The organism is Lysinibacillus sp. RC46, assembly GCF_041262385.1.
GTDB lineage: Bacteria > Bacillota > Bacilli > Bacillales_A > Planococcaceae > Lysinibacillus.
Window position 1 is genome coordinate 25,600 of sequence record NZ_JBGCCF010000001.1, and the last position, 24,408, is coordinate 50,007.

31 protein-coding genes are annotated in these 24,408 nt (G+C 37.6%); 10 read left to right on the plus strand and 21 right to left on the minus strand.

Annotated elements, in window-relative coordinates:
* Nucleotides 1-99: 99 nt before the first annotated feature.
* The 3 genes from ABH966_RS00135 to ABH966_RS00145 form a co-directional block, all read right to left on the minus strand.
* The gene (locus ABH966_RS00135; protein WP_370075035.1) at nt 100-1,170 is read right to left on the minus strand and encodes a D-alanyl-D-alanine carboxypeptidase family protein; all 1,071 of its coding nucleotides are present in this window, start codon (nt 1,168-1,170) and stop codon (nt 100-102) included.
* A 91-nt stretch (nt 1,171-1,261) separates the two neighbouring features.
* Nucleotides 1,262-1,855, minus strand: coding sequence for an SMC-Scp complex subunit ScpB (gene scpB / locus ABH966_RS00140; RefSeq protein WP_370075334.1), 594 nt, complete (start codon nt 1,853-1,855; stop codon nt 1,262-1,264).
* Entirely contained in the window at nt 1,827-2,606 is a 780-nt protein-coding gene (locus tag ABH966_RS00145; RefSeq protein ID WP_370075036.1) for a segregation/condensation protein A, read from the minus strand. The genes scpB and ABH966_RS00145 overlap by 29 nt, the downstream gene beginning before the upstream one ends.
* Before the next feature lie 55 nt (nt 2,607-2,661).
* Here ABH966_RS00145 and ABH966_RS00150 point away from each other — a divergent pair, with 55 nt between their 5' ends.
* Nucleotides 2,662-3,168 carry a DUF309 domain-containing protein gene (locus ABH966_RS00150; protein ID WP_370075037.1) on the plus strand — a complete coding sequence of 169 codons (507 nt, stop codon included), beginning with the start codon at nt 2,662-2,664 and terminating at the stop codon, nt 3,166-3,168.
* Here ABH966_RS00150 and ABH966_RS00155 read toward each other — a convergent pair.
* From ABH966_RS00155 to spoIIAA, 6 genes are all read right to left on the minus strand, one after another.
* Nucleotides 3,162-3,536, minus strand: coding sequence for a GNAT family N-acetyltransferase (locus ABH966_RS00155; protein ID WP_132363147.1), 375 nt, complete (start codon nt 3,534-3,536; stop codon nt 3,162-3,164). The genes ABH966_RS00150 and ABH966_RS00155 overlap by 7 nt on opposite strands.
* Nucleotides 3,537-3,735: 199 nt before the next feature.
* The gene (lysA, locus tag ABH966_RS00160; RefSeq protein ID WP_370075038.1) at nt 3,736-5,055 is read right to left on the minus strand and encodes a diaminopimelate decarboxylase; all 1,320 of its coding nucleotides are present in this window, start codon (nt 5,053-5,055) and stop codon (nt 3,736-3,738) included.
* 256 nt (nt 5,056-5,311) lie between these two features.
* Complete coding sequence (locus ABH966_RS00165; RefSeq protein WP_370075039.1) at nt 5,312-6,760, minus strand: spore germination protein; 1,449 nt, start codon at nt 6,758-6,760, stop codon at nt 5,312-5,314.
* A 15-nt stretch (nt 6,761-6,775) separates the two neighbouring features.
* Complete coding sequence (gene sigF / locus ABH966_RS00170; protein WP_370075040.1) at nt 6,776-7,567, minus strand: RNA polymerase sporulation sigma factor SigF; 792 nt, start codon at nt 7,565-7,567, stop codon at nt 6,776-6,778.
* Between the two features lie 10 nt (nt 7,568-7,577).
* Nucleotides 7,578-8,018: an anti-sigma F factor gene (spoIIAB, locus tag ABH966_RS00175; RefSeq protein WP_370075041.1), complete on the minus strand. Its 441-nt coding sequence runs from the start codon at nt 8,016-8,018 to the stop codon at nt 7,578-7,580.
* A complete protein-coding gene (spoIIAA, locus tag ABH966_RS00180; RefSeq protein WP_370075042.1) occupies nt 8,011-8,364 on the minus strand; it encodes an anti-sigma F factor antagonist in 354 nt (117 codons plus the stop codon). The genes spoIIAB and spoIIAA overlap by 8 nt, the downstream gene beginning before the upstream one ends.
* A 243-nt stretch (nt 8,365-8,607) precedes the next feature.
* Here spoIIAA and ABH966_RS00185 point away from each other — a divergent pair, with 243 nt between their 5' ends.
* Together ABH966_RS00185 and ABH966_RS00190 are read left to right on the plus strand one after the other, a co-directional pair.
* Nucleotides 8,608-9,063: a hypothetical protein gene (locus tag ABH966_RS00185; protein WP_370075043.1), complete on the plus strand. Its 456-nt coding sequence runs from the start codon at nt 8,608-8,610 to the stop codon at nt 9,061-9,063.
* A complete protein-coding gene (locus tag ABH966_RS00190; protein WP_370075044.1) occupies nt 9,060-9,332 on the plus strand; it encodes a hypothetical protein in 273 nt (90 codons plus the stop codon). The genes ABH966_RS00185 and ABH966_RS00190 overlap by 4 nt, the downstream gene beginning before the upstream one ends.
* Nucleotides 9,333-10,240: 908 nt before the next feature.
* Here the strand turns inward: ABH966_RS00190 and ABH966_RS00195 are convergent.
* The 4 genes from ABH966_RS00195 to ABH966_RS00210 form a co-directional block, all read right to left on the minus strand.
* Entirely contained in the window at nt 10,241-11,491 is a 1,251-nt protein-coding gene (locus ABH966_RS00195) for a thymidine phosphorylase (protein ID WP_370075045.1), read from the minus strand.
* A 14-nt stretch (nt 11,492-11,505) separates the two neighbouring features.
* On the minus strand, nt 11,506-12,687 hold the full coding sequence (gene deoB, locus ABH966_RS00200) for a phosphopentomutase (protein ID WP_370075046.1): 1,182 nt from the start codon (nt 12,685-12,687) through the stop codon (nt 11,506-11,508).
* Nucleotides 12,688-12,772: 85 nt separating this feature from the next.
* A complete protein-coding gene (xerD, locus tag ABH966_RS00205; protein ID WP_370075047.1) occupies nt 12,773-13,675 on the minus strand; it encodes a site-specific tyrosine recombinase XerD in 903 nt (300 codons plus the stop codon).
* Between the two features lie 114 nt (nt 13,676-13,789).
* Entirely contained in the window at nt 13,790-14,395 is a 606-nt protein-coding gene (locus tag ABH966_RS00210) for a hypothetical protein (RefSeq protein WP_370075048.1), read from the minus strand.
* Nucleotides 14,396-14,480: 85 nt separating this feature from the next.
* On the opposite strand from ABH966_RS00210, the gene ABH966_RS00215 reads away from it, so the two are divergent.
* Nucleotides 14,481-14,777, plus strand: coding sequence for a TcaA 3rd/4th domain-containing protein (locus ABH966_RS00215; RefSeq protein WP_370075049.1), 297 nt, complete (start codon nt 14,481-14,483; stop codon nt 14,775-14,777).
* A gap of 32 nt (nt 14,778-14,809) precedes the next feature.
* On the plus strand, nt 14,810-15,187 hold the full coding sequence (locus tag ABH966_RS00220) for a TcaA NTF2-like domain-containing protein (protein WP_370075050.1): 378 nt from the start codon (nt 14,810-14,812) through the stop codon (nt 15,185-15,187).
* A gap of 71 nt (nt 15,188-15,258) precedes the next feature.
* Here ABH966_RS00220 and fur read toward each other — a convergent pair whose 3' ends face one another.
* The 3 genes from fur to ABH966_RS00235 form a co-directional block, all read right to left on the minus strand.
* Complete coding sequence (gene fur, locus ABH966_RS00225) at nt 15,259-15,723, minus strand: ferric iron uptake transcriptional regulator (RefSeq protein WP_132363163.1); 465 nt, start codon at nt 15,721-15,723, stop codon at nt 15,259-15,261.
* A 444-nt stretch (nt 15,724-16,167) separates the two neighbouring features.
* The gene (locus tag ABH966_RS00230; protein WP_370075051.1) at nt 16,168-16,680 is read right to left on the minus strand and encodes a hypothetical protein; all 513 of its coding nucleotides are present in this window, start codon (nt 16,678-16,680) and stop codon (nt 16,168-16,170) included.
* 72 nt (nt 16,681-16,752) lie between these two features.
* Nucleotides 16,753-17,289 carry an NUDIX domain-containing protein gene (locus ABH966_RS00235; protein ID WP_370075052.1) on the minus strand — a complete coding sequence of 179 codons (537 nt, stop codon included), beginning with the start codon at nt 17,287-17,289 and terminating at the stop codon, nt 16,753-16,755.
* A 76-nt stretch (nt 17,290-17,365) separates the two neighbouring features.
* Between ABH966_RS00235 and ABH966_RS00240 the strand changes: the two genes are divergently transcribed.
* The 5 genes from ABH966_RS00240 to ABH966_RS00260 all read left to right on the plus strand — a co-directional run bounded on the left by ABH966_RS00240 (nt 17,366) and on the right by ABH966_RS00260 (nt 20,972).
* Nucleotides 17,366-18,265: an aldo/keto reductase gene (locus tag ABH966_RS00240; protein WP_370075053.1), complete on the plus strand. Its 900-nt coding sequence runs from the start codon at nt 17,366-17,368 to the stop codon at nt 18,263-18,265.
* Entirely contained in the window at nt 18,262-18,732 is a 471-nt protein-coding gene (locus tag ABH966_RS00245; RefSeq protein WP_370075054.1) for a VanZ family protein, read from the plus strand. Before ABH966_RS00240 ends, ABH966_RS00245 begins: the two co-directional genes overlap by 4 nt.
* A 190-nt stretch (nt 18,733-18,922) precedes the next feature.
* The gene (locus ABH966_RS00250; RefSeq protein ID WP_370075055.1) at nt 18,923-19,537 is read left to right on the plus strand and encodes an aspartyl-tRNA synthetase; all 615 of its coding nucleotides are present in this window, start codon (nt 18,923-18,925) and stop codon (nt 19,535-19,537) included.
* A 212-nt stretch (nt 19,538-19,749) separates the two neighbouring features.
* Nucleotides 19,750-20,532 carry an MBL fold metallo-hydrolase gene (locus ABH966_RS00255; protein ID WP_370075056.1) on the plus strand — a complete coding sequence of 261 codons (783 nt, stop codon included), beginning with the start codon at nt 19,750-19,752 and terminating at the stop codon, nt 20,530-20,532.
* A gap of 140 nt (nt 20,533-20,672) precedes the next feature.
* Nucleotides 20,673-20,972: a hypothetical protein gene (locus ABH966_RS00260; protein ID WP_370075057.1), complete on the plus strand. Its 300-nt coding sequence runs from the start codon at nt 20,673-20,675 to the stop codon at nt 20,970-20,972.
* Between the two features lie 27 nt (nt 20,973-20,999).
* Here the strand turns inward: ABH966_RS00260 and ABH966_RS00265 are convergent, their stop codons facing one another.
* The 5 genes from ABH966_RS00265 to ABH966_RS00285 all read right to left on the minus strand — a co-directional run bounded on the left by ABH966_RS00265 (nt 21,000) and on the right by ABH966_RS00285 (nt 24,394).
* Entirely contained in the window at nt 21,000-21,407 is a 408-nt protein-coding gene (locus ABH966_RS00265; protein WP_370075058.1) for a hypothetical protein, read from the minus strand.
* 402 nt (nt 21,408-21,809) lie between these two features.
* Nucleotides 21,810-22,280 carry an SMI1/KNR4 family protein gene (locus tag ABH966_RS00270; RefSeq protein ID WP_370075059.1) on the minus strand — a complete coding sequence of 157 codons (471 nt, stop codon included), beginning with the start codon at nt 22,278-22,280 and terminating at the stop codon, nt 21,810-21,812.
* Nucleotides 22,281-22,439: 159 nt separating this feature from the next.
* A complete protein-coding gene (locus tag ABH966_RS00275; protein ID WP_370075335.1) occupies nt 22,440-22,928 on the minus strand; it encodes a DUF6584 family protein in 489 nt (162 codons plus the stop codon).
* A gap of 422 nt (nt 22,929-23,350) precedes the next feature.
* Nucleotides 23,351-23,854 (minus strand): GNAT family N-acetyltransferase, encoded by a 504-nt coding sequence (locus tag ABH966_RS00280; RefSeq protein WP_370075060.1) that lies wholly within the window; start codon nt 23,852-23,854, stop codon nt 23,351-23,353.
* 273 nt (nt 23,855-24,127) lie between these two features.
* Nucleotides 24,128-24,394, minus strand: a complete 267-nt coding sequence (locus tag ABH966_RS00285) for a YqkE family protein (protein ID WP_132363177.1) — start codon at nt 24,392-24,394, stop codon at nt 24,128-24,130.
* Nucleotides 24,395-24,408 lie beyond the last annotated feature (14 nt).

Below are 24,408 nucleotides of genomic sequence, written 5' to 3' on the forward strand. Positions count from 1 at the left end.
TCATCGTTTGTTAAATAATTCTAAATTTATTCACGAATGGTACTGACGTCGCCCCAAACTTTATCTGAATGCGGGCCATAAAAAAACAGCGAATCGCTTTTAACGATCCACTGATTCAACTTTTACTGGCACTGCATAGATACGCTCTTCACCTAGAAAGATGGACAGTACACCTTCCTTACGTTTTCTAGAAACATGCAAGACTTGCCTTACACTTTCTTTTTCTTCTTTATTTAACTGTAAAAGAATTGGTTCCTCTAAACGAATGGAGAGGTTTTTATTGACTTTATATTTACCTTTTTTCACCACTGTTTCAAGGCTGTAATCTTGCCAAACCTTGTTGGCTAAACCTCGATGTACATTCCAGTCATCGGATTCATTCAAAGTGACGACAATACATGTTTGCCCGTCCTTTTGGAAGGCGGTTGCAAGGGTCCGACCAGCTACCTTTGTAAAGCCTGTTTTTCCAGCAAATGCTGAACCTTTAGCTGATTTTAATGCATTAACAGGTTGTTGTGTCTCATCGCCTATTTCGATGGCAACCCCTGACCCTTCTCGTAATAAACGGTGCTTATTTTCCCATAACATCCCGTTTTCAGTATTGGCACGATATAGAACTGTGGAGGCAATCTTCTTGAAAATTTTATTTTGGAGAGCAATCCTTAACATTTCAGCAGTATCTCTCGCTGACGATAAGTGCTCATCATGGTGTAAACCGGACGGATTCATAAATACTGTATTTGTGAGTCCAGCAACAACAGCCCGCTCATTCATTAACTTGACAAACCCTTCTACCGATCCACCAGCATGCTCTGCTAAAGCTGTTGCTGCGTCATTACCTGAGCGAAGCATCAAACCATATAACAGTGTTTCTACCGTAACCTTTTCACCTGCTTGCAAGTAAATTGACGAGCCTTCAGCCGTTGCAGCCCTCGGTGAAATAACTACTTCATCTTGAAGATTGCTATTTTCAATAGCAACAAGTGCTGTCCAAATTTTTGTTAAGCTAGCAATTGGTAACCGTGCATCACTATTTGATTCAAATAAAACACGGCCCGTATCACCATCTAAAACAGCATATCCGCTCCCCCCCCGTGCTAAACTGGTTTCTGGAAGCATTAACATTACCACGACTATCATGAACAATATTAAACGTACTAACCGAAGCAACGAGCCACTCCTTATTAAAAGTAATAGGAAAATATAGATTATATTTATGTTTCAAGCTAAGTATTATACCAATCAATTATGCCTTTCTCATTTACTTTACTCCACTAAAAGTTTCTTGGAATTTCGTCATAAATAGATCTGTTTCTTGCTCTTGTTCAACTAACTCTTCTTCAGGTAAAGGCGGCATTTCATCCATACTATTTAATCCAAAGTAGTTTAAGAATTCTTTTGTAGTACCATATAAGATTGCACGTCCTGTCCCTTCCGAGCGACCAACTTCCTTAATTAACCCTCTAGAAACGAGCGTTTGAATTGGTCTTTCACATTTCACACCACGTAAATCTTCAATTGTTACACGTGTAATTGGTTGTTTGTATGCCACAATAGCCAATACCTCAAGTGAGGCTTGCGATAATGATTGAGCAGTTGGATTTTCTACTAATCTTTGAATGGTATCTGCTAAATCAGATTTTGTTATAAGCTGATAAACTCCAGCCATTTCTTTTATAGTAACGCCTCTTGCTAAATCTTCTTCATATGTTGCTTTCAATACTTCCATTGTTTGTACAACTAACTCTTCCGGTTCGCCTAAAAGTTGTGACAATTGTTTAATGGTTAAGCCATCGTCTCCAACAACAAATAATAAGGCTTCTATTCTACTCTGCAGCATCATTGTTTTCCTCATCATCCCATTCCTCCTTCTGTAATGTAACTGTTAATTCTTCAAAGTTACCGTCTTGCTCTACGATGACGACCTGACGTTTCATCAGTTCAAGAATAGATAAAAACGTCAGAATAAGCGTTGGCTTATCTTCATAGGGAAAAAGCTCGGAAAATGATGCACGTCCACCTGTATTTCGTAATGAATCGACAACTGAACGCATTTGATCTTTCACTGAGCGTTCTTGTCTCGCTACAGTTGTTTTTAGCGGTTTCTTTAATTTTTTTCGACGCATCAGTTTTTGAAAGGCTCCAAGCATGTCATAGATGTTGACGTTCAAATCAAATAACGCCATTTGCTCATCTGATGCTAACTCTGATAAATCAGCTGGAGGCCGTGTAAATACCTGTGCACGATCTGTTTCAAGCTCTTGCAGGCTACTTGCTGCTTCTTTATATTTCTTATACTCTATTAAACGTTGCACCAGTTCTTCACGAGGGTCTGGGCCGTCGACTTCTAATTCGGCATCTTCAAGCTCACCTTCATGAATTGGCAGGAGCATACGACTTTTAATGGCCAATAATGTTGCAGCCATCACTAAATATTCACTAGCCTCATTTAACTCAAGTACCTGCATAGCATGTATATGGTCGATATATTGTTGAGTAATTTCAGCCATTGGGATATCATAAATATCAATTTCCAATCTGTGAATTAAATGCAATAATAAATCAAGAGGCCCTGAAAAGGCTTCTAATTTTACTTCATAAGACATTGTTTTACCACCCTGAGATTCTATGTTCTTTTAGTATAGTAGAAAGGAGTCCAAAATGCATCCACAGCATCACACTTTATTTATCGACTATTGTGCTTTTTTCAATGGTAATCAAGATTTTTTTGAATGCCATGAAGTCCTTGAAGAATACTGGAAGGATATTGCTCCAGGTGATAAAAAGCACCCTCTCGTTGGATACGTACAGCTCGCAACAGGTTTATATCATTGGCGACGTGACAATTTTATTGGTGCTGCGCGAATATTAGAAAAAGCACTCCATAATTTTCAACATAATATGGGCCACATATTTTTTGACGAAATCGACTACGAAATTCTACTAACACAACTAACAGATTCACTTTCTGCTACCCAAAAGGGCAAGTCCTTTCAAACATTTCAACTTCCTCTTTCAGCCATATTAGAGGAATTAGTATTCGCTCGCATACAGATTTTACCACCAAGTAACTCTAACTATCTTCTTCATAAACATATGCTTCGAGATCGCTCACATATTCTTGCAGAGCGTCAAGAAAGCAAACAAAGAAAAAGCAGACGTCAATGATCGTCTGCTTCTTCATCGATACAATTTATACATTTTTGAACAATATTACGTGTTTCCTCTGTTGCACGCACACTTTCATACTGGCCAAGGTCTGCTACTTCCTGTAACATTTCCTTCGCAACACCCTCGCCTCTATAAGAAGGGACAACGGAAACATGTTGAATCATAGCTATATTATTACTGTCTGTTACAAGTCCAACAATGCCTACATACTCATCGTTCTTTTTCCATAAATATAAAACCCAATTATCATCATTTTCATAGGAGTGGATTGTCTCTTTGAGCTTTTTTATGTCTTTTTCGTTAGGCATAAACGAGAGTAGCCCCATTGCTATTTTCTCGAAAGCTTTTTTATATCGAATTAACATATTTGTCTATTCCCTCATTTTCTAGCTGTACATAATCTTTGACTATCCTACACGATTTGTACTTTTACCGCAAGTCAATTTCTGTCTTACGAACCAGGTCCGAGAATACCTTTAGACGCCAATACCCAATAGACAACGCCCCACAACAAAATAAAAGTTGAAATGGACGCTAGTAATACCCATTTGTTTTTTCTCATATTTACTCACCCTTTTTTAACGTTAGCGGGAGATCGTTTTGTACAATATCTTCATAACTTTCGCGTCGAATTGCTAATTGATGCTTTCCATTTTCTACAAATACAACTGCTGGTCGTGGTACACGATTATAGTTACTCGCCATCGAATATCCATACGCACCAGTACAGAAGATTGCTAGCACATCACCAGAAGCTGCTTCCTGAAGCTTAGCATCAATAATTAATTTATCGCCAGATTCACAAAGTTTACCAGCCACTGTATATGTTTCACTTTTTGATTCATTTGCTTTACTTGCAATGACCGCCTCATACTTCGCATCATATAATGCTGGACGGATATTATCACTCATACCACCATCGACAGCAATATATTTACGAACATTAGGTACTGTTTTTTGTGAACCAATTGTATAAAGTGATGTTCCTGCATCGCCTACAAGTGATCGACCTGGTTCAATCCAAATTTCCGGCATAGTTAGACCAAGTACAGTCGCTTTGTTCTTTACAACTGTAATCATATCCTCTACATATACTTGTGGCTCAAGCGGTGCATCTTCCTCAGTATAACGAATTCCGAAGCCCCCTCCTAAGTTTAACACAGTACATGTAAAATCGTGAGTCTTGTTCCAATCAGAAATCTTATCAATTAGTTTTTCTCCCGCTAAGCCAAAGCCCGCTGTGTCAAAAATTTGTGAGCCGATATGACAGTGTAATCCTAGAAGCTCTAAGTATTCATGGTTAAAAGTTTGTTGGAAAGCTTCATCTGCTTGACCGTTATTTAAGTCGAAGCCAAATTTAGAATCCGCTTGACCTGTCGTAATGAAATCATGCGTATGTGCCTCAACACCTGGTGTGACACGTAATAAAATACGCATTTTTTGTTGACGGCGCTCTGAGATTTCTTGTAAAAGTTGAATTTCATAGAAATTATCCACGACAATACAACCGATTTTCGAGTCAAAGGCTAATTCTAATTCTGCAATACTCTTATTATTACCATGGAAATGAATGCGCTCTGCAGGGAAACCTGCTTTTAAAGCTGTAAATAATTCTCCACCAGAGACCACATCCAAAGATAGACTTTCTTCTGCCGCTAATTGGTACACAGCTACACATGCAAATGCTTTTGAAGCATAAGCTACTTCTGCTTTTACACCTAGTTTTTTAAACGTATCAATAAAGCCGCGTGCACGCTTCCGAATAAGCGCTGTATCATACACAAATAAAGGTGTACCATACTCTTTTGCAAGTTCTAATGTATCTACCTGTCCAATCGTTAAATGACCATCTTCAGAAATCGCTTGTGTTCCATATAAATGCATGTGCATCTCTCCCTTTTCACATCGTTCCATCTTGTGATAAATCGCTCCTCATTTTTTAGAAAGGATATAGGCAATCTATCCTTATTGAGGTATTGCTTCATTCAACAAGGGTTCGAACAGTACACGGGGGCAAATATCACATATATGCCAACACCTTGTCGTGGTATACCTTTTGATGAATGAAGACAATTTTCGCAAAAATCACAAAATACTATATGTGAACTTTATCACATGAAAAAAGCGAGTGCAACGGCTCCTATGATCTTTTTCGATGTTCGGAATCGACTACATAAGGTCTTAATGCATCTGCTGTCATTGGGAAACGGACAAGTACGCGAAGCATCGCTGTTGGAAAGAACGGAATAAGTGGCCATAAATATGGCGCTTGCATCGGACGTAATGAACATAAATACGTAAATAATATAAAGATCCCGATAAATAACCCATTAACTCCCCAAATTCCAGTCATGATTAACAACACTAATCTAAAGAGTTTAATGGAGATACCGAGCTCATATGACGGAATAATAAATGTCAGAATAGCTGAAACAGCTGTATATAACACTACTTCTGGCGTGAATACCCCAACATCAATAGCAATCTGACCAATAATTACACCGGCAACTAACCCCATCGCAGTGGATAAAGGTGATGGGGTATGAATGGCGGCCATCCTCAAAAATTCTATCCCTATATCTCCAATAAGTACTTGTAGTAACAGTGGGATATGTGATTTTTTCTTTGCCGCTAAAAAGGATAACTCATCCGGTAAATGTATCCCGTGCGTTGCACATAAATACCACAAAGGCAATAATAATAAACCCATAATTGCTCCAAAATAGCGCATAAAACGGACGAAGGTTCCGACTGATGGTGCCTGCCTGTACTCCTCAGCATGCTGCAGTAAATGAAAAGCAGTTGCTGGCACAATAATGACAGAAGGAGACGTATCGACAACAATGGCAATATGTCCCTCAAGCAAATGCGCTGCGGTAATATCTGGTCGTTCCGTGTAACGTACAAATGGAACTGGATGAAACTTCTGTTTAAACAGCCATTCCTCTAATGATTTATCAGTCATAGTCAAGCCATCATGATTAATTTCTTTAATACGCTGCCGCAATTTATCGAGCGTTTCATCACTCGCAATACCCTTTATAAACGCTAGCGCGACATCGGTTTGACCGATTTCGGATATTTTATGTAGCTCGAAACGTAAATTACTATTGCGAATTCGCCGACGAATCAAAGCAACATTTTGTGAAATACCTTCTATAAAGCCGTCCCTAGATCCACGAATAACCTTTTCATTGTCAGGCTCCGCAGGGGTACGTCCTGGGTAACTTCGAATTTCAGCAACATAGCCATAACCACTTTTCGTTATAAAGGCAACTTGTCCACTTAATATTGATAATAAAATGGCTTCACGCTTAGTTTCCTCTGAACGGCCTTGGTAATTGAAATAGGCTTCAAAATACTCCTTTTCATCCTCAATATCAATGTCCTCATCAGGCAACAAATTAGAGAGTAATTGTGTTAACACTATTCCATCCACAAGTCCGCTTATATATGCACAAAGAACCGGCAAATCTTTGACAAATACATGCTTAATACTAACGTCAAATGATTCGCCGTCACCAAATTGTTCTTTAAGAAAATTTTCGGCTTCTTCTAAGCTGTTAAAAAGTTTATCTTTTTCTGTCATGCTGTCACCATTTTCTTAGATGTCTTTTTTTACTTCTTCCTCTTCAACTGTGGCACTTGTGGCCATCCAATTTTTTAATTGAGCAAGAATCTTTTTCTCTAATCGCGATACCTGAACTTGAGATATCCCGAGCCTGTTAGCAATTTCAGTTTGGGTACAATCTGAAAAATACCGTAAATAAATAATGGATTGCTCTCTAGGCTCAAGTCTTGTGAGCACCTCTTTTAGTGGTATATAGTCAAATGGCTGCTCAGATTTTTCGTCCTTCATCTGATCCATTAATGTAATAGAATCCCCTTCACTCTCATACAATTGTTCATGTAAGGAAGCAGGATCTCTTAATGCATCGGAAGCTGTTACAATTTCCTCAGAGGTGACACCAAGAGCTTGTGCTAACTCATGAATGGTTGGTGGATGCTCATTTTTTTTAATGAATTCATCAGTTGCATGACGAATTTTAAAATTAAGCTCACGAATAGATCGACTAACCTTCACCATACCATCATCTCTTAAAAAGCGCTGAATTTCTCCGATGATCATTGGTACAGCATATGTCGAAAATTTAACATCATACGTTAGATCGAATTTATCCACAGACTTCATGAGCCCTATGCAGCCAATTTGAAATAAATCCTCGAGCTCCACGCCCCTGCTTGCAAAACGTTGGACGATAGACCACACAAGCCTCGTATTTCCTTCAATCATTCGTTTACGAGCCTCATGATCGCCCTGCTGTGCACGTGCAATTAAATCTCGCATTTCTCCCTGTGACAATAGCTTATCGGACGACTGTTCTAGCGGCTTCAAGATCGCATCCTCACATTACCGGTGTGCGAACTGAGTAAAATTTCTTCGTAAACGTGACAGTTGTACCTTCTTGCCACTTGGACATTACTGTCAACTGATCTGAAAAACTATCCATAATGGTAAAGCCCATACCTGAACGTTCCATCGCACCTTTCGTCGTAAATAACGGCTCCATCGCTTGGCTAACATCCTCAATACCCATACCTTTATCCATAACAGACACTGTTACAATATCATCCTCACGTTTTGCATGAACTGTAACAACACCCTTACCATTCTCTTCATAACCGTGAATAATGGCATTAGAAACTGCCTCTGAGACAACCGTTTTAAATTCGGATAGCTCATCAATTGTTGGATCTAATTGTGCGATAAAACCTGTTACCGCTACACGCGCTAAGGCTTCATTTTCACTAATTGCTAAAAAAGTTAATGTCATTTCGTTATCCATTTACAATCCCCCTAACTCGATCAATCGCTTCCTCTTCAGTTGCATTCATCATCCACGGCCCTAAACCTGAAAATTGAAACACTTTCCGCATTGTCGGCGATGGATTCAATAAAATTGTTCGTCCTGCGACTGCCTCTAACTCACGCATTCGACCAAGTACTAAACCTACACCTGAACTATCCATAAAGGAAAGCCCCTCTAAGTTCCAAATAATGGTCGTTACAGCCCCTTGAAAAATTGCTGTAGAAATTTTAGCTCGAATTTGCTCTACTGCATGATGATCGAGCTCCCCAAATAAACGTACAACTACTGTCTCTCTTGTTACCATCTCTAATTGAAAATGCATGAACATCGCCTCCTCCTCGTGCAATTCCACATTCAATGTGGTGATTCCTTGCGGCTGACAGAACTAGTGCAAAGTCTTCCGAAATAGTGTCAAATCGACATACTTATAGCTTTTTTGGTTAAATGCAGTATGGGATAAATCAACATTTTTTAAACGTGAGGCACTCTTTTTACAAAAATTATTAATTTATAATAACGTGAGGTTGATTTCCGTTCCGACTAAGCGCTTTCCTGGGGGCATCCGATGAGCCGTTTGGGCCAACAGATGTTTTTTGCGCGAAAGCGAAGCGGCAGCAACAGATGTTTTTTGCGCGAAAGCGAAGCGGCAGCAACGTGTTTTGACTGTGCGAAAGCGTTGTGCAACGTAGCGGCAGCAACAGCACGATGTTTTTTGCTATCCGTCGCTTTGTCGATTCTATCCACGACTTTGGCTGCTCTATCCATCGCTCTGATTTCTATCCTTCGCTTGGCCGGTTCTATCCACGATTTTGACACTTCTATCCACGACTTTGACGGTTCTATCCACGACTTTGACGGTTCTATCCACGACTTTAGCTGTTCTATCCATCATTCTGTCGGTTCTATCCACGACTTTAGCTGTTCTATCCATCATTCTGTCGGTTCTATCCACGACTTTGGCTGCTCTATCCGTCGCTCTGATTTCTATCCTTCGCTTGGCCGGTTCTATCCACGATTTTGATCCTTCTATCCACGACTTTGACGGCTCTATCCACGATTTTGACACTTCTATCCACGACTTTGACGGTTCTATCCACGATTCTGACTATTCTTTCCGTCGCACTGACTTCTTTCCGTCGCTTCGAACCTTCCTTCCGTCGCTCTGACTATTCTTTCCGTCACTCCGACTATTCTATCCGTCGCTCAGACTATTCCTTCCGTCGCCCTGACTTCTTTCCGTCGCTCAGACTATTCCTTCCGTCACTCAGACTATTCTTTCCGTCGCCCTGACTTCTTTCCGTCACTTCGACTCTTCTTTCCGTCGCTCTGACTTTTTCCCTTCGCTTCGATCCTTTCTTCCCTCGCTCAGGCTCTTCCTTCCGCCACCCTGGCTCTTCTTTCCGTCACTTGGAATCTTCTATCCGTCGCTCAGACTATTCCTTCCGTCGCCCTGACTTCTTTCCGTCACTTCGACTCTTCTTTCCGTCGCTCTGACTTTTTTCCTTCGCTTCGATCCTTTCTTCTCTCGCTCAGGCTCTTCCTTCCGCCACCCTGGTCTTCTTTCCGTCACTTGGAATCTTCTATCCGTCGCTCTAGCTTCTTTCCGTCACTTCGGCCCTTCTTTCCGTCGCTCTGACTATTCCTTCCGTCTCTTCGGCTCTTTTTTCCGTCGCCCTGACTTCTTTCCGTCACTTCAGCTCTTCTTTCCGTCACTCTGGCTGCTCTATCCGTCACTCTGGCTGCTCTATCCGTCGCTCCGGCTCTTCTTTCCGTCACTCCGACTATTCTTTCCGTCGCTTCGACCCTTACTTCCGTCGCTCAGGCTCTTCCTTCCGCCACCCTGCCTCTTCTTTCCGTCGCTCCAGCTCTTCTTTCCGTCGCTCCAGCTCTTCTTTCCGTCGCTTTGTCGGTTCTATCCACGATTCTGACTATTCGTCCGTCACTCCGACTCTTCCTTCCGTCGCTCAGACTATTCCTTCCGTCTCTTCGGCTCTTCTTTCCGTCGCACTGACTTCTTTCCGTCGCTTCGAACCTTCCTTCCGTCGCTCAGACTATTCCTTCCGTCACTCCGCCTCATCCATCCGCCGCCTTAGCTCCTTTTCGCCACTTCAGTCCGCCACAAAGACTCTCCGCCTTTCCACAGAACAAAAAAAAAGCGAGAACCCCCTTTATCAAAGAGAGTTCTCGCTTCGTTTTATTTATGCAATTGTATAAGCCTTCAGTACTTTTTCGATTGTTTCCTCATCGATTTGACTATTCGAATATAAATAAGCAATCGTTTCGCCAGCACGAACATGGTCGCCTTTTTTGGCAATCAATTGAATACCAGCATCATAATCAAGTTCAGATTCCTTAGTTAATCGACCTGCGCCAAGACCAACACTAGCTTCCCCGATTAATAAAGCATTAATCGTCCCTACAGTGCCTTCAGTAGTTGCTTTGATAGCTACTTTATTTGCTGTGTCTTTTTGCACGATATCTGCTAAATCGCCACCCTGAGCTACGATAAATTCTTCAAATTTTGAAGCTGCTGAACCATCCTCTAACACTCGTTTAACAGCAGCTGTTGCTTCAGTCTCATTTACACCTGCTGCAACTTGGTACATAAGCGAAGAAATAATAATACATTCCTCAAGCAGATCCTCATGCGTTTCGTCCATACGGCCACTTAATAAAGCAAATGCTTCTACTACTTCAAGCTTATTGCCAATCATTTTACCTAGTGGATTATCCATATCACTAATATGCGCAACTACTTTACGCCCTAGCTTTTCACCGATTGCAGTCATCGTATCAGCTAAAACCTGCGCTTCTTCTTCTGTTTTCATAAATGCGCCTGAGCCACATTTAACATCAAGTACAATGCCGTCTGCACCACTTGCGATTTTCTTACTCATGATAGACGCGGCAATAAGTGGAATGGAATCGACAGTACCCGTCACATCTCGTAATGCATATAATTTTTTGTCTGCTGGTACAAGATTACCTGTTTGACCAGCCACTGCAATTTTATGTTTATTGACATTGTCGATAAATTCTTGTGATGAAAGCTCTGTTTTAACGCCACGAATCGATTCTAATTTATCGATTGTACCACCTGTAATGCCTAGACCCTTACCACTAAATTTCGCCACTGGAATATCTAGTGCAGCAATAATTGGCGTAACAATTAGTGTAACTTTATCGCCTACACCGCCTGTCGAGTGTTTATCAATTTTAAAACCTTCGATAGAAGATAAATCAATAACATCTCCAGATTCTATCATTGCTTTTGTTAAATAAAATGTTTCATCATATGTCATACCCAATAAACGGATTGCCATTAGTAAGGAGCTTGCTTGATAATCAGGAATTGCACCAGTAGTGTAACCCTCTACAAAATATTGAATTTCAGCTTGTGATAGCTCCTTGCCTTGCTTTTTCTTTTCAAATAGTTGCGCCATATTCATATCGAAAATCCCCCTTACTTCAGATTTGTTAAGAAGCTTTTACCAAACTCTGGTGCTCCTACTTTGAAGTTTTCAGCAACTGTTGCTGCAATATCTGCAAAAGTTTCACGAAGTGCTAGCTCGCTACCACCATTAAAGCGTGGTGAATAGACAATTAACGGTACATATTCACGTGTATGGTCTGTCCCAGGGAATGTTGGATCATTACCGTGGTCAGCCGTAATGATTAGTAAATCATCTTCTGTCATTGCCTCAGTAATTTCTGGTAAACGTGTATCAAATTCTTGTAGTGCGTTACCATAACCTAGTGGGTCACGACGATGTCCAAAATTCGCATCAAAATCCACTAAGTTTAAGAAGCTTATACCATGGAAATCACGACGTACTACTTCTGCAAACTTATCCATACCATCCGTATTATTTTTCGTACGTACTGCATCAGTGACACCTTCACCGTTGAAAATATCAGAGATTTTTCCGATTGCTATAACATCTAAGCCTGCATCCTTTAAGACATTCATCGTTGTGCGACCAAATGGCTTTAACGCATAGTCATGACGATTAGACGTACGTTCGAAGTTTCCTGGTGTACCGACAAATGGACGAGCAATAACACGGCCAACTAAATATTCTGGTTGTAATGTTAACTCACGAGCAATTTCACAAATTTTATATAATTCCTCTAGTGGAATAATTTCTTCATGTGCAGCAATTTGCAAAACAGGGTCAGCAGATGTATAGACAATAATCGCTCCTGTCTCCATATGCTCCTTGCCGAAGTCCTCGATTACTTGAGTTCCGCTTGCTGGTTCATTGCAAAGAACTTTGCGGCCTGTACGTTCTTCCAGCTCTGCAATTAGTTCCGCAGGGAATCCTTCTGGATACACTTTAAACGGTTTATCAATATTCAAACCCATGATTTCCCAGTGCCCTGTCATTGTATCTTTACCAACAGATGCTTCTTGCATTTTTCCAAAATATGCTTTTGGTTTGTCGGTAGCTTGCATACCTTGTAACGGTTCAATGTTTGCTAAGCCGAAAGACTCCATATGTGGCATTGTAAGCCCATTCATTTTTTCAGCGATGTGTCCAAGAGTATGTGAACCTACATCTCCAAAATTCGCTGCGTCTGGAGCTTCACCAATTCCAACTGAGTCCAATACTACTACATGGATTTTATTAAATGGTTTATTCATAATTTTGCCTCCTAATCTCATGTCTCTATTTTACCAAAAAACAACGAAAAATAAAGGTCAGACCTCCGACCGATAAATTTTTCTCTTAAGCACGTGGATGAAATTGCTTATAAACCTCTGATAGTCGGGATTTACTAATATGAGTATAAATTTGTGTTGTGGAAATATCGGCATGTCCAAGCATCTCTTGCACTGCTCGTAAATCCGCACCATTCTCCACTAAATGTGTTGCAAAGGAATGACGTAATGTATGTGGCGTTAATTCATGTTGGATGCCTGCTTTTAAAGCGTGCTCCTTCATTAATTTCCAACAACCTTGCCTTGTTAAACGTTTTCCTCTTTGATTGATAAAAAAAGCTTCTGTTTTTGGAGATTTCCCTTGTAATTGACTTCGTGCGCCATCTAAATAAGTACTTAATGCAGAAAGGGCGCTTTTTCCAAGGGGAATGATACGTTCCTTGCCACCCTTACCAAAAACGCGTACGAAGCCCATTGTTAAGTGAATATCTGCTAAATCCAATGCAATCAGCTCACTAATGCGCATCCCTGACCCATATAATAGCTCTAACATTGCCACATCGCGAATGCCTTGTGGTTTGCTGCGATTTGGTGTCGCTAATAAAGCTTCTATTTCTTCAATAGAAAGGACATTTGGTAGCTTTTGCTCAATGCTCGGCATTTCTAAATGGACAGTTGGATCTGTTTCTGCTCGCTTTTCTCGGAGTAAAAATTGGTGGAAACTGCGAATGGAGGAAATATGGCGGGCAACAGTACGACTTGTCTTTCCTTGCATACGCAACTGCTCTAAATGACGCAAAATGGTCGTCCTTTCCACTTTACGAAAATCAGACATTCCCTCTACTTCCCGCAAAAAATTCACGTAATTTTCTAAGTCTCGGCGATAGGATGCTAATGTATTATCAGATAATTGCCGTTCTACTTGGATAAAGTGGATATAATCCTCTATTGCATATTGAAATTCATTCATCACAGCGCCCCCTTAACAATCTATTATCTTTCATATTAACATGTTCAATAAACCAAATGCTTTCTCTACAAAAAAAAACCTCCCTTCACTTTCAACATAAGGGAGGCAGTTTATTTATTTTTTCAATTGATACTGTCGCAAAAAACCACCAGCGGCAAAACTTGCAAATGAGACGATAAAAACAAGTAACACTGTTGCAATCATTTCAAACGCAAATGAAAACTGAACTATTTTACCGGTAGCTTCAAAATCGAGCTGAATATTCACAAAATAAATAAGCATCAACTGTAGCGCTGTAAATATACCGGCAAAAGTCAAACATTCTTTCCAATTCATACGATGGACAATATATAATATATAGCCTGCTGCACCAATCAATAAGATCGTGATTAGTACTAATATAAATGAAGGCACTACCGAAAATTTACCTTCTTCAAATAAACTATTTAAAAAGTAAGAATTATATACACCAGATTTATCGTTCCCAAAAAGGCTGTAGGATACGCTCTCTGACAAACCATCACTTAATACATTCAGATGTAGCTTTGAAAAAAATGTACATATCCAATTCCAAGTACCCATATAAATACTACTTAAAATCGAAACAGTTCCAACTAATCCCTCTGGCAATTCTGATTCTAAACCCTTTTTATCCAAGCTAAAATAAATGTTTAAGAAATTAATAAGTAACCCAATACATGTAATTGCTACAGAAAACATAGCATATTGGACATATTTTACTTGATAGCTCAACTTTTCAAAAATAGATTTATTAAAATAAGTTAAAATTGCAGTAAACCCAAATATGACAATTGATAAGATAGTCGTAGATCTTGCTGATTATCAGATACATCTTACATCTGATATTGAAGATGCAATTGTATTTATTAACGGAAAAAGTACAGGAAAGAAAGCACAAGATGTTAAACTTTTTGCTGCAAAGCTAGATGATTCTGTTAAAGTATATGCTGCTAAAAAAGGACAAGATGGACAAGAAGAAAAATCCGAAATTATTACACTGAATAATACGGAAAATCACCTTCAATTTACCTCAGTACAGGCTAAACAAAAAGTTGAAGAAGAAAAAAAGCAAATCAAATAGCAACGCAAACATTCTTATCTGAATATGAAGACTTGGCTCGTTCACTCTTCTATGATTTCCGTAATAACTACAAGTACGCTTTAGAAAATGCTGATTTTAGTTATGTTCAGGATTATTTTTTAGAAGGTACACAAATACGTAAAGATTACAGTAAATTCGTAACCGACCATAACACATTCGGTTACTATTCCTATGATTTCAAATCTAATATGATTGACAAGATATATGCTACTGATCCATCCACAATCATTCTTGATTCAACAGAAATTTTCGATTTCTATCAAACTGAAGATGGTACTTGGTCATACCAGCGCGAAAAACGTTACACAATGAAATTATCAAATGATACGTTACGTATTACAGATATCCAAGACCGTTCAAAAGTTATTAAAAATAAAATTTCGGATTAAATAAAACAACAAAATTTTGCTAATAAAAAAAGATGTCTCAAAAAGTCATAATACTTTTTGGGACATCTTTTTTACTTTTCTTCTGATACCTCGTCGTTTTTATCATGACAGCGCCAGCAAATGCCGTGGAAAGTTAGTCGGTGATCCTTTATGATAAAGTTCCAACGTTTTTCAACAACGGCTTCCACATCTTCAAGTAAATCTTCCTGAATTTCATCAACCGCACCACATTCGATACAAACTAGATGATGGTGGAAATGCGCAGCTCCCTCTTGGCGTAGATCATAGCGCGAAACGCCATCGCCAAAGTTGATTTTGTCGACAATTTTGAGCTCAGTTAGTAATTCTAACGTTCTATAGACAGTCGCTAGACCAATTTCCGGTGCCTTTTCTTTTACTAAAAGGTAAACATCTTCTGCACTTAGGTGGTCTTCCTCGTGCTCAAGCAGTACAGCAACTGTTGCTTCTCGCTGCGGCGTCAGCTTATAACTAGCACTATGCAACTGTTTTTTTATACGATCAATTCGGCTCTCCATGTGACGCCCCCCTAAACTCTTTCCATTATACCAAAGGAGTAAATCCTATTACAAGATAGTGAGTATATTTCGAATATGCTTTTGTATGTTTTTACCTGATAATCAATTATGCCTCGGCATAATTGCCGCTGATGCTTCGCTTTCGCGCAGTAAACATTTGTAGCTGACGCTTCGCTTTCGCTACAGAAAAAAATTGTAACTGCCGTTTCACTTACGTTACACAAAACAATTGTAGCTGTCGCTTTGCTTTCGCTACAGAAAAAATTGCTGAAAGAAGTTAAATTTTCATAGCTCATCACCATAACATGTGGTTGATTTCCATTCTAACTGGGCGCTTTCCTGGGGGCGTCCAGTCTTCACTCCAATCAACTTTATAAAAGGTATACGTTTTAACAAAATGCCATCCACAACCTTTGGTGATGAGCCATTTTCATGTTGTACTTATCAATTTAATACATAAGAAATAACAACAAACTCAGCCACTATTATGATGAAAAATACGATAAAATTCAACAAAATTGTCCGACCATGTATCATTTTCCCGATTTTTCTCTTTGACCAAGCTGGCACAAGTAAATTGCATAGGTTTAGCAACAATATACAATAGATAAGCTGAAATGGAAACCACCAAATCGTATAAACCCAGAAAGCTTCAAGCTTCTGTAATAAAAAAACGGAGCTAAAGCCAAAAAAGGTAGCACGTATCGCCACTGTTACACGTACTAGAACCTTCAGGACACTATGTGTTGCAAGCAATAATACAAGCGCTATTGAAACAGCAACAGGTAGCACTAAACGAAATAGAGAATGCCTGTCCCCATTTGTTAATCGAGGCTCTATAAATGAAATAAAAGGCTCTGCATTCGGCCCACCAATAATATGAAATAAGATAACGCCACAAACGAAACTCACAGCAATGATGGATGCGTGATAAAATATAGACACCGTACGAGACATAAACATGCTCCTTTTCTATCAAGGTTTGTACAGCTTATGCTCGTCCGCTTCTATTATGCTAAAGATATTTTCTTATTGTGCCGCAAGCCAAAGTACTGCAAATGCTGTCTTGGCGTCAAATATACGCTCATCTGCAACCATTTGCCCCGCTTCTTCCAACGAAACTTCTAATAATTCGACAAATTCATCCTCATCTAGATCTGCTTTGTTTTCAATTTTATATAAATCCTTTGCCACAAATAGATGGATGATCTCATCTGCGAAGCCTGGGGATGTTGCAAACGCTTGTAAATAAGTTAAGCATTGTGCACCGTAACCTGTTTCTTCCTCTAATTCGCGGCGCGCGGTCTCAATCGGCTCCTCACCAGGTTCTAGCTTGCCAGCTGGTATTTCAATAATTGATCGTTCTAAAGCTTTGCGATATTGCTCCACTAATACTAACTTTCCTTCATCGGTAACAGCAATAACTGCAACTGCACCAGGATGCTTTATAATCTCCCTTTTTGCAACATTACCATTCGGTAAAGTGACATCATCAACCTGTAGTTTCACAATTTTCCCGTCATAAATGGGTGTAGTCTTTGTCGTTTTTTCCTCAAACTTTTTCATTGACTATAACCTCGCTTGTTCTTCAGATATGTTCATTGTACCATTACAAGTAGAGAAATCGAAGGAGGGCATTGGCATGAAAAAAAGACAGCTTGGCTCAAGTGAATTGTTTATTTCAGAAATTAGTTTAGGGGGCATGTCTCTTTCGACAGATAAGAAAAAGGCTGCTGAAATCGTCGCTATGGCACTAGATGCTGGCATTAATTACATCGACACAGCCGATTTATATGATTTTGGGGCAAATGAAGAAATTATTGGCGCTATTTTAGGGAAACGTCGTCAGGATGTTATAGTCGCTACGAAAGTTGGGAATCGATGGACAGAAGGTGTAGAAGGTTGGCATTGGGATGCATCTCCGTCTTATATAAAGGAAGCTCTCCACGCTAGCTTAAAACGACTAGGAACTGACTATATTGATGTTTATCAATTACATGGTGGGACGATTGAGGACGATTGGGATGGCATTATCAACACTTTTGAAGAGTTGAAAAAGGATGGATTGATTCGAGAATATGGCATTTCCTCTATTCGACCAAATGTACTAAAGCGTTTTTTACCAACAAGCTCCGCTAAAAGTGTCATGATGCAATACAGTGCTTTAGACCGTCGACCAGAAGAATGGTTCGACTTTATCGCAAGTGAAGGGGCTTCTGTTGTAACACGCGGGACTGTTGCAAAAGGTTTACTAACAAATAGCTGGAAAGAACGTTTACAGCGTGTCAACGGCTTTAACACATATACAGCGGACGAATTAACAGCAGTATTAACAGGCTTATCTTCACATTATGACGATTTACATGCACTAGCAATCGCCTTTAATCTAAAGGAACCAACTATAGCCTCAACAGTGATTGGTGCAAGCTCACAGGAACAGTTGGCACAAACACTCGTTGCCTATGAAAAAATTGATTCAATAACAGATTTTAAAGCAATAAAAGAGCTAACAAAAGCCGACCAATATATGGAGCACCGATGAAAAAATGGCTTATCTTAATAGCATTTTTAGTAGTACTTGCAATCTCCTCTAGTATGACCTATGAACAACAGTCTATTATTCCTGAGTTGGAGCAAGTATTAGCAAATAAACCGTTTGAAAAGCAATTATCTGTGTTAAAAATTCCTTATTGGGACACAGTTGTTTCTGTGGAAGAACGTGGTTACTTTAAGTTCGTAGAATTTTTAATTCGAAAATTAACACATTTTGTTGGATTCGGCTGTATCGCACTTGGTATTTTCTTTGCATGGGGAAAACGTCGATTCGCCGCAGGTGTCGCTATTGCTGGTACAGCTCTTATAGCAACGCTTGATGAAATCCGTCAAAGCTTTATACCAGAACGCATGATGAGCGGACAGGATGTTATTTTGGATACAGCTGGAGCGATTGTTTTTGTTGGGATTGTCGTGTTGGTGAGGAAAACTTTTAAAAGACAAAGGGCGTTTTAAAAAATTATTAAAAAGAGTTAAAGTAATATACTTAATAGATCGATTGGTATATACAATGTGCAACATTATTATTTATAGCTGAACTAATTTTGATATTAGTTCAGCTTTTATTTGTGTTTAAAGAAGTCTAAAATATTTAATAAAAATGTAGTAATTTTTCTATCGATTATTCAACTAAGGGGCAAGTTAATTGAATAGAGGCATAGATTTTTATGGTAAAATAATGGTGAATAATAGGGGTGTTCAAATGAAAAAAGGCACTTTAAACAAAAATACAGTTATCGCATTTGCAGTGATCGTAATTTTTATGACTGTTATATGGTTATTTTCTGAAAAGTCTATTTCCTATTCAGAACCTCAAGAAGCTATATTTGCCGTTGAAAAAGATTTAGAGTTAATTCCAGCCTATAAAATAAACAGTAATGCTCTTTTCTTTTTCATAAAAAATAAGAATAATCTAGGAGCTACGTATGTACGAAAAGGACTTTGTGGATGGAAAGCAGACTTCCTTACTTGGGGCCCTATGGATAATAAAAGAAATTATGAGAAATTAAACGGTTATCAAGGATATGGTGAAAATCTACTATTTGGAGTAATTAAAGATGGCGATGACCGACTTCTTCAACTTGATGATAAAAATGCTACAATACTAAATTTAGAAATGTTACCTGCTGAAGTCTTAGAAGAATATCAATTAAAAGGATTGTATATTTGGTACTTTGAAAGTGACACTGCTCTAGAAGAAGGAACAATCAAACTAATTAATAAATCCACAGAAGAAGTGCTAGATGAAATTGATTTATAAATAACTTATAGATGTTATTTCGTTCTAAGTTAAAAGGAAGAAAAAATAAATACAGGGGGCGTTAATTGTAACTAACAGGGGCTTGAGTTGCATAGGCAGCTCTTTTTTCTTTATTGAACTATCGACGCAGGTTAGTTCAATAAGTGGCAAAAGGATACTGGGTTATACTATAGAACAAATAAGGAAGTAAAATAATTTTTTGGAGGTAATGGATGATTAAAGATTCGTGGTTTACTGTGCAACAGATTGATTGGAATACTTACGCAATTAGTGAATATGGACATTGGGAGAAGGTACATTCATTTTTATTATTGGGTAATCAAAAAGCGGTACTAATTGATACTGGTCTTGGAATTGATAATATTAAGAGAATTACTGATCAATTGACTACCTTTCCGATTGAGGTCATTACAACTCATGTCCACACTGATCATATTGGAAGTCATGGAGAATTTGAAAAAATCTATGTTCATGAGGGAGATAAAGATTGGTTAGTGAATGGAATAAAAGGCTTGTCAATAGGGCAAATTAGAAAAGATATTAGTAGAGATATAACATTACCTACTCCAAATACATTTAATCCAGACACATATCAACCATTTCAAGGGGAACCTACAGATTTGTTAGTTGATGGTGATGTAATTGAGTTAGGTAATAGAAAATTAGTCATCTATCATACTCCGGGACATTCTCCTGGTCATATTTGTGTTTTTGATGAAACAAACGGTTATTTGTTTACAGGGGATTTACTATATGATGAAACCCCTATATATGCTTTTTATCCTTCAACAAACCCTGTTGATTTAGTCAATTCATTGAAAAAAATTTCAGAGATACCAAACGTTTCAATGGTTTACGGTTCACATAATACTTTAGGGCTTGAACCAAAAATTTTAAAAGAAGTAAAAATTGCAGTTAAGTTTTTGAATGAAAATAAACTTACTAAATTCGGTACTGGAATCCATAAATTTAATGGTTTTAGCGTACAGTTTTAACGGTTCTTATTGAACGAAAGATGCAGGCCAGTTTAAGTAGCCGGCATGTGTAGCATCGTATCGGATTAACCGACGCAAAAAGATGGGAATTCCCTTATTATTAAGAAATTTTAATATAAAAATCGAAGGGGACTTGAATTATGTTTAGATTACTTTTGGAATTAATACGAATAACTGGAATTTTATTAATTCTAGGTGCTATGATGGGGACTTTGGTGAAATTAATCTATGCGAGTTTAGGAATAAATGTAGATCATACCAATGGTGGTTGGTTAGTTGGTATTTCAATTCTTATTTTAATTTTCGTGTTATACAGAAATAAATTTCAATTTTCCGGATTTTATAAAGGACCAGGAAAAGTAAAGCTTCCAAAAAGAGTTAGTAATTCTCTAATTTTATGTTCTATTCTAATGTTATTCATAGCTCCACTGTTCAACTAACGCACCCAGTTAGTTGAAGAAGAGAAGTTATGAATTCATCAATTTGTTAAATTTTTTGTCGTAAAGACTTCGCTTTATAAAATCTGAACGCCAATAATCATATAGATCTTTTCGACTTGCTTTTAGAAAAGTTTTTAATACTTTTTTTAAATCAGAGTTATAAGGAAATGCGATGTCTTTACCTAAGCTGTAGCCTTTATTAAAGAAAAACGCTGCAGATTCATAATCTTTAATTTCTTGATATAAAATGCCTATGAATATAAATCCACTAGCTAATTCTTCTACTTCGAAATCTTCGTCATTTAATTTACTATAAAAAAACTCTATCGCTCTTAATTTTTTCTTCCTCGAAAACAAACCATATAATGAAATAACTTGCGCTACCACTTCATTATATTTTTTTGAAGGGTCTTTTATATTATAATTGTATTTCATTTTATCACCTATCTCCTTAAAACCTTTTTACACCAATCTGCCCTATCTCCCCATACCTATCCTCGCTCGTCATCTCATAATTTAAAAAGTTATCGTATCAACATTTCAGGTGTTTTCCTATCTCATATACTACTCTTCATTAAAACTTGATGATACCTTAATAAGGATTCTTAAAATGCACCCAAAGCGTCGTTTGGGTTACCTTTCATAAAAGAATGTTATTCAATAATATGGCCCGATCGTTGAACACAAGTTAAACAACACTGTTGAACTAACCTGCCTTGTTCATTCAATAAAGAAAAAAAGAACTGCACATACAATTCAAGATTCTTCTAGTAAAGCACCCGAGAATGTAAGTGTAATTCTTCACAAATTAAGTCTTAAAAGCGCTATTCAACAATTTTACTTTTTTATGGTCGCAACTAGGAAAAGGTCAGATAATTTTTCTACCACAGTTAGTCTATTTTCAATTATCATCTCATTCTCTTCACCATATTCATGATTTAATATATAGACAGGAGGGTTATTACCTTCGTGTATATTTATTGCGTAAGGATTTCCAATACCTATTTCTAATCCGATACAAATATAACCGTTTTTATGTACTGCACATCCAGGAACAGCTAATAAACATTCTTGAATAATACACTTTGGATTCAAGAATTCTATTCGTAATTCAGCTTCTTCATCTAGAGGAACCACCAATTTACTATCACACACTTCTACCGTAGTCATTAATTCTATCAACCATTCAGGAAGTTGAATATCTAGTTTTTCATTTAGGTCATTTATTTCTCCAACTGTCGCTATCCTAGTGGATGCTCCAGACCTTTGAATCATTTCTTTAGCATTTGTAATTACTTCGTTAACCAACGTGACTCCTCCATACAATTAGAAATATTTTTCTTTTAAATTTCTTTTTACCTTATCCTTTTACTAAAAAATCCGTCAAATACAGCCTTACTTTCAGCTATTACACCTCGTTAGAAAAAATTTCTTTCTATTATCCTCTATTGAAAAAATAATTTTAATTTAAAATATCCATTTAAAAAATGTATAAACTCCAACTAATGCAAAAATAAATATTAAAATTATTATTGAAAGACAACCCAAAATAATCAATTTATCTTCTTTAAATTCTATTGGAACATCTGGTTCTTCTACTAATTCTTTTACTTTATATAAAAGTGCTGGGTCTAATTCCATTCCTTTTAAAAGTTCAATATCGCCTTTATACTTTAAAGCTCTTGCTATATTATTAATGTCATTTCCCATAGATTTTTCAAATTCAATACACGCATGTACCATTAATGGAGTCTTATTCTCTTCTAAATACCAGTATCGACCAGCCATTGCAGGATATTTTAACTCGAAATAAATGTCTCCCAACTTTTTACGGAGTTCTAATTCATTTGGAAAGGTTGATATTAACCCGTGTAATCTATCCCTTGCCTTCCCCAAATCATCATTTTTAATATCCTCTTCTATGCCTTTTAAAGTCTTTGAAATTTTCTTTTCAATAAAAAACACCCTCTTAATTCTTTACTCATATTATTTTTCAATAGTATACTGCTTGGTTAGTAAAAAAACGTCTCCACTTGTTGAAGAAACGCTCTCGCTCTAATTTCTTTCCATGGAATACTTGACCTATCAAATCTTAACAATGTATGGCCTTGTTTTATATATGTAATTTTTTCCTCATTCAACTAAACTGCCCAGTTACTTGAATAACTGATAGAAAAATTTACATATACTATATTTTTATTAAATATTTTCAGACTATGTCTTTAAACACAAATAAAAGCTGAACTATAACAAATTAGTTCAGCTTAAAAATATCGTATTATAATGTTGCACATTGTATATAGGATACTAATCTATTAAGTGTATTACTTTGACTCTTTTTAAAAAAATTTAAAGTGTTCCCTTTGTTTTTTATAATCTTATTCGAATCTCCAAAAATATAGTTCTTCAGATTCTGAATATAAAATTGCCCCTGCTTTTTGTAATACTTTATGTGAGGCAATATTATTTTTATCCGTATCGGCAATTACATACTTAACGTTAGATTGACGTAGTAACCAATCTTTCATCTTCCTAACAGCTTCCGTCATGTATCCCTTTCCCTGATATAGTGGAAATGTATAGTACCCGATTACGACATCGCCCTGCTCATTCGGTAGTCCTTTTAGCATAATGCCACCAACAATACTATTTGTTTCTTTCGATACGATTAACCAATTTGTATGCCAAAAATAATTTTTTTCATCATCTAATACCTTTGCTAGTCTAAACTTCAAAGCTTGTCTTAGTTCCTCATCAAGATAAACTTCTTTACTATTTACTGACAACTCTATTTCCAATGTTTTCTCTTCATGAATTAGTAAGTCTAAATACTTTGCATTTAATGGGATTAATCTTAATTTTTTAGTGCTTAATTCAATCATTTTTTCTCTCCTATCATAGATTGTAACTAAACTATTATTAAGAGATATATGTATTGGCAGCGTCTCCCGTTTTTTATTTTTAAATAAAGGATAGCACTCTTCTACCCTTGTATTTAAAGGTGATTAATTCTATCACTCGAGGAATATAATGTAAATAAATTCTTCTTCACTACTATTGTTCCGATAAAAACAAAAATCATTCCGATAAATCTCGAAATCTTTCCGATAAAACATAAAAAACAGTGAATCCACATTTGGATTCACTGTTTCTCTTTAAAATTTTGAGCCTTTATCGCCGTATTCGTTTAGTAGTTCCTCAAACGATTTGTTTTTTTCACGTTGTTTGCGCTCAAAGGCTAGTTTTGCTTGGCGCTCTTCTTCTGCGGCCTGCTCTTTCGCTGTTAAATCTTGCTTGGCCGCTTTTAATTTGGCAAGCACGTCACCGCCTAGCTGATCGGCTAATGTAACTGCCTCCTGCTTTGGTAGACTAGCTGTTACGCTACTATCCACGCGTTGCTGTTGTTTTCGTTTCTTTCCCATTGCAATTCACCTTC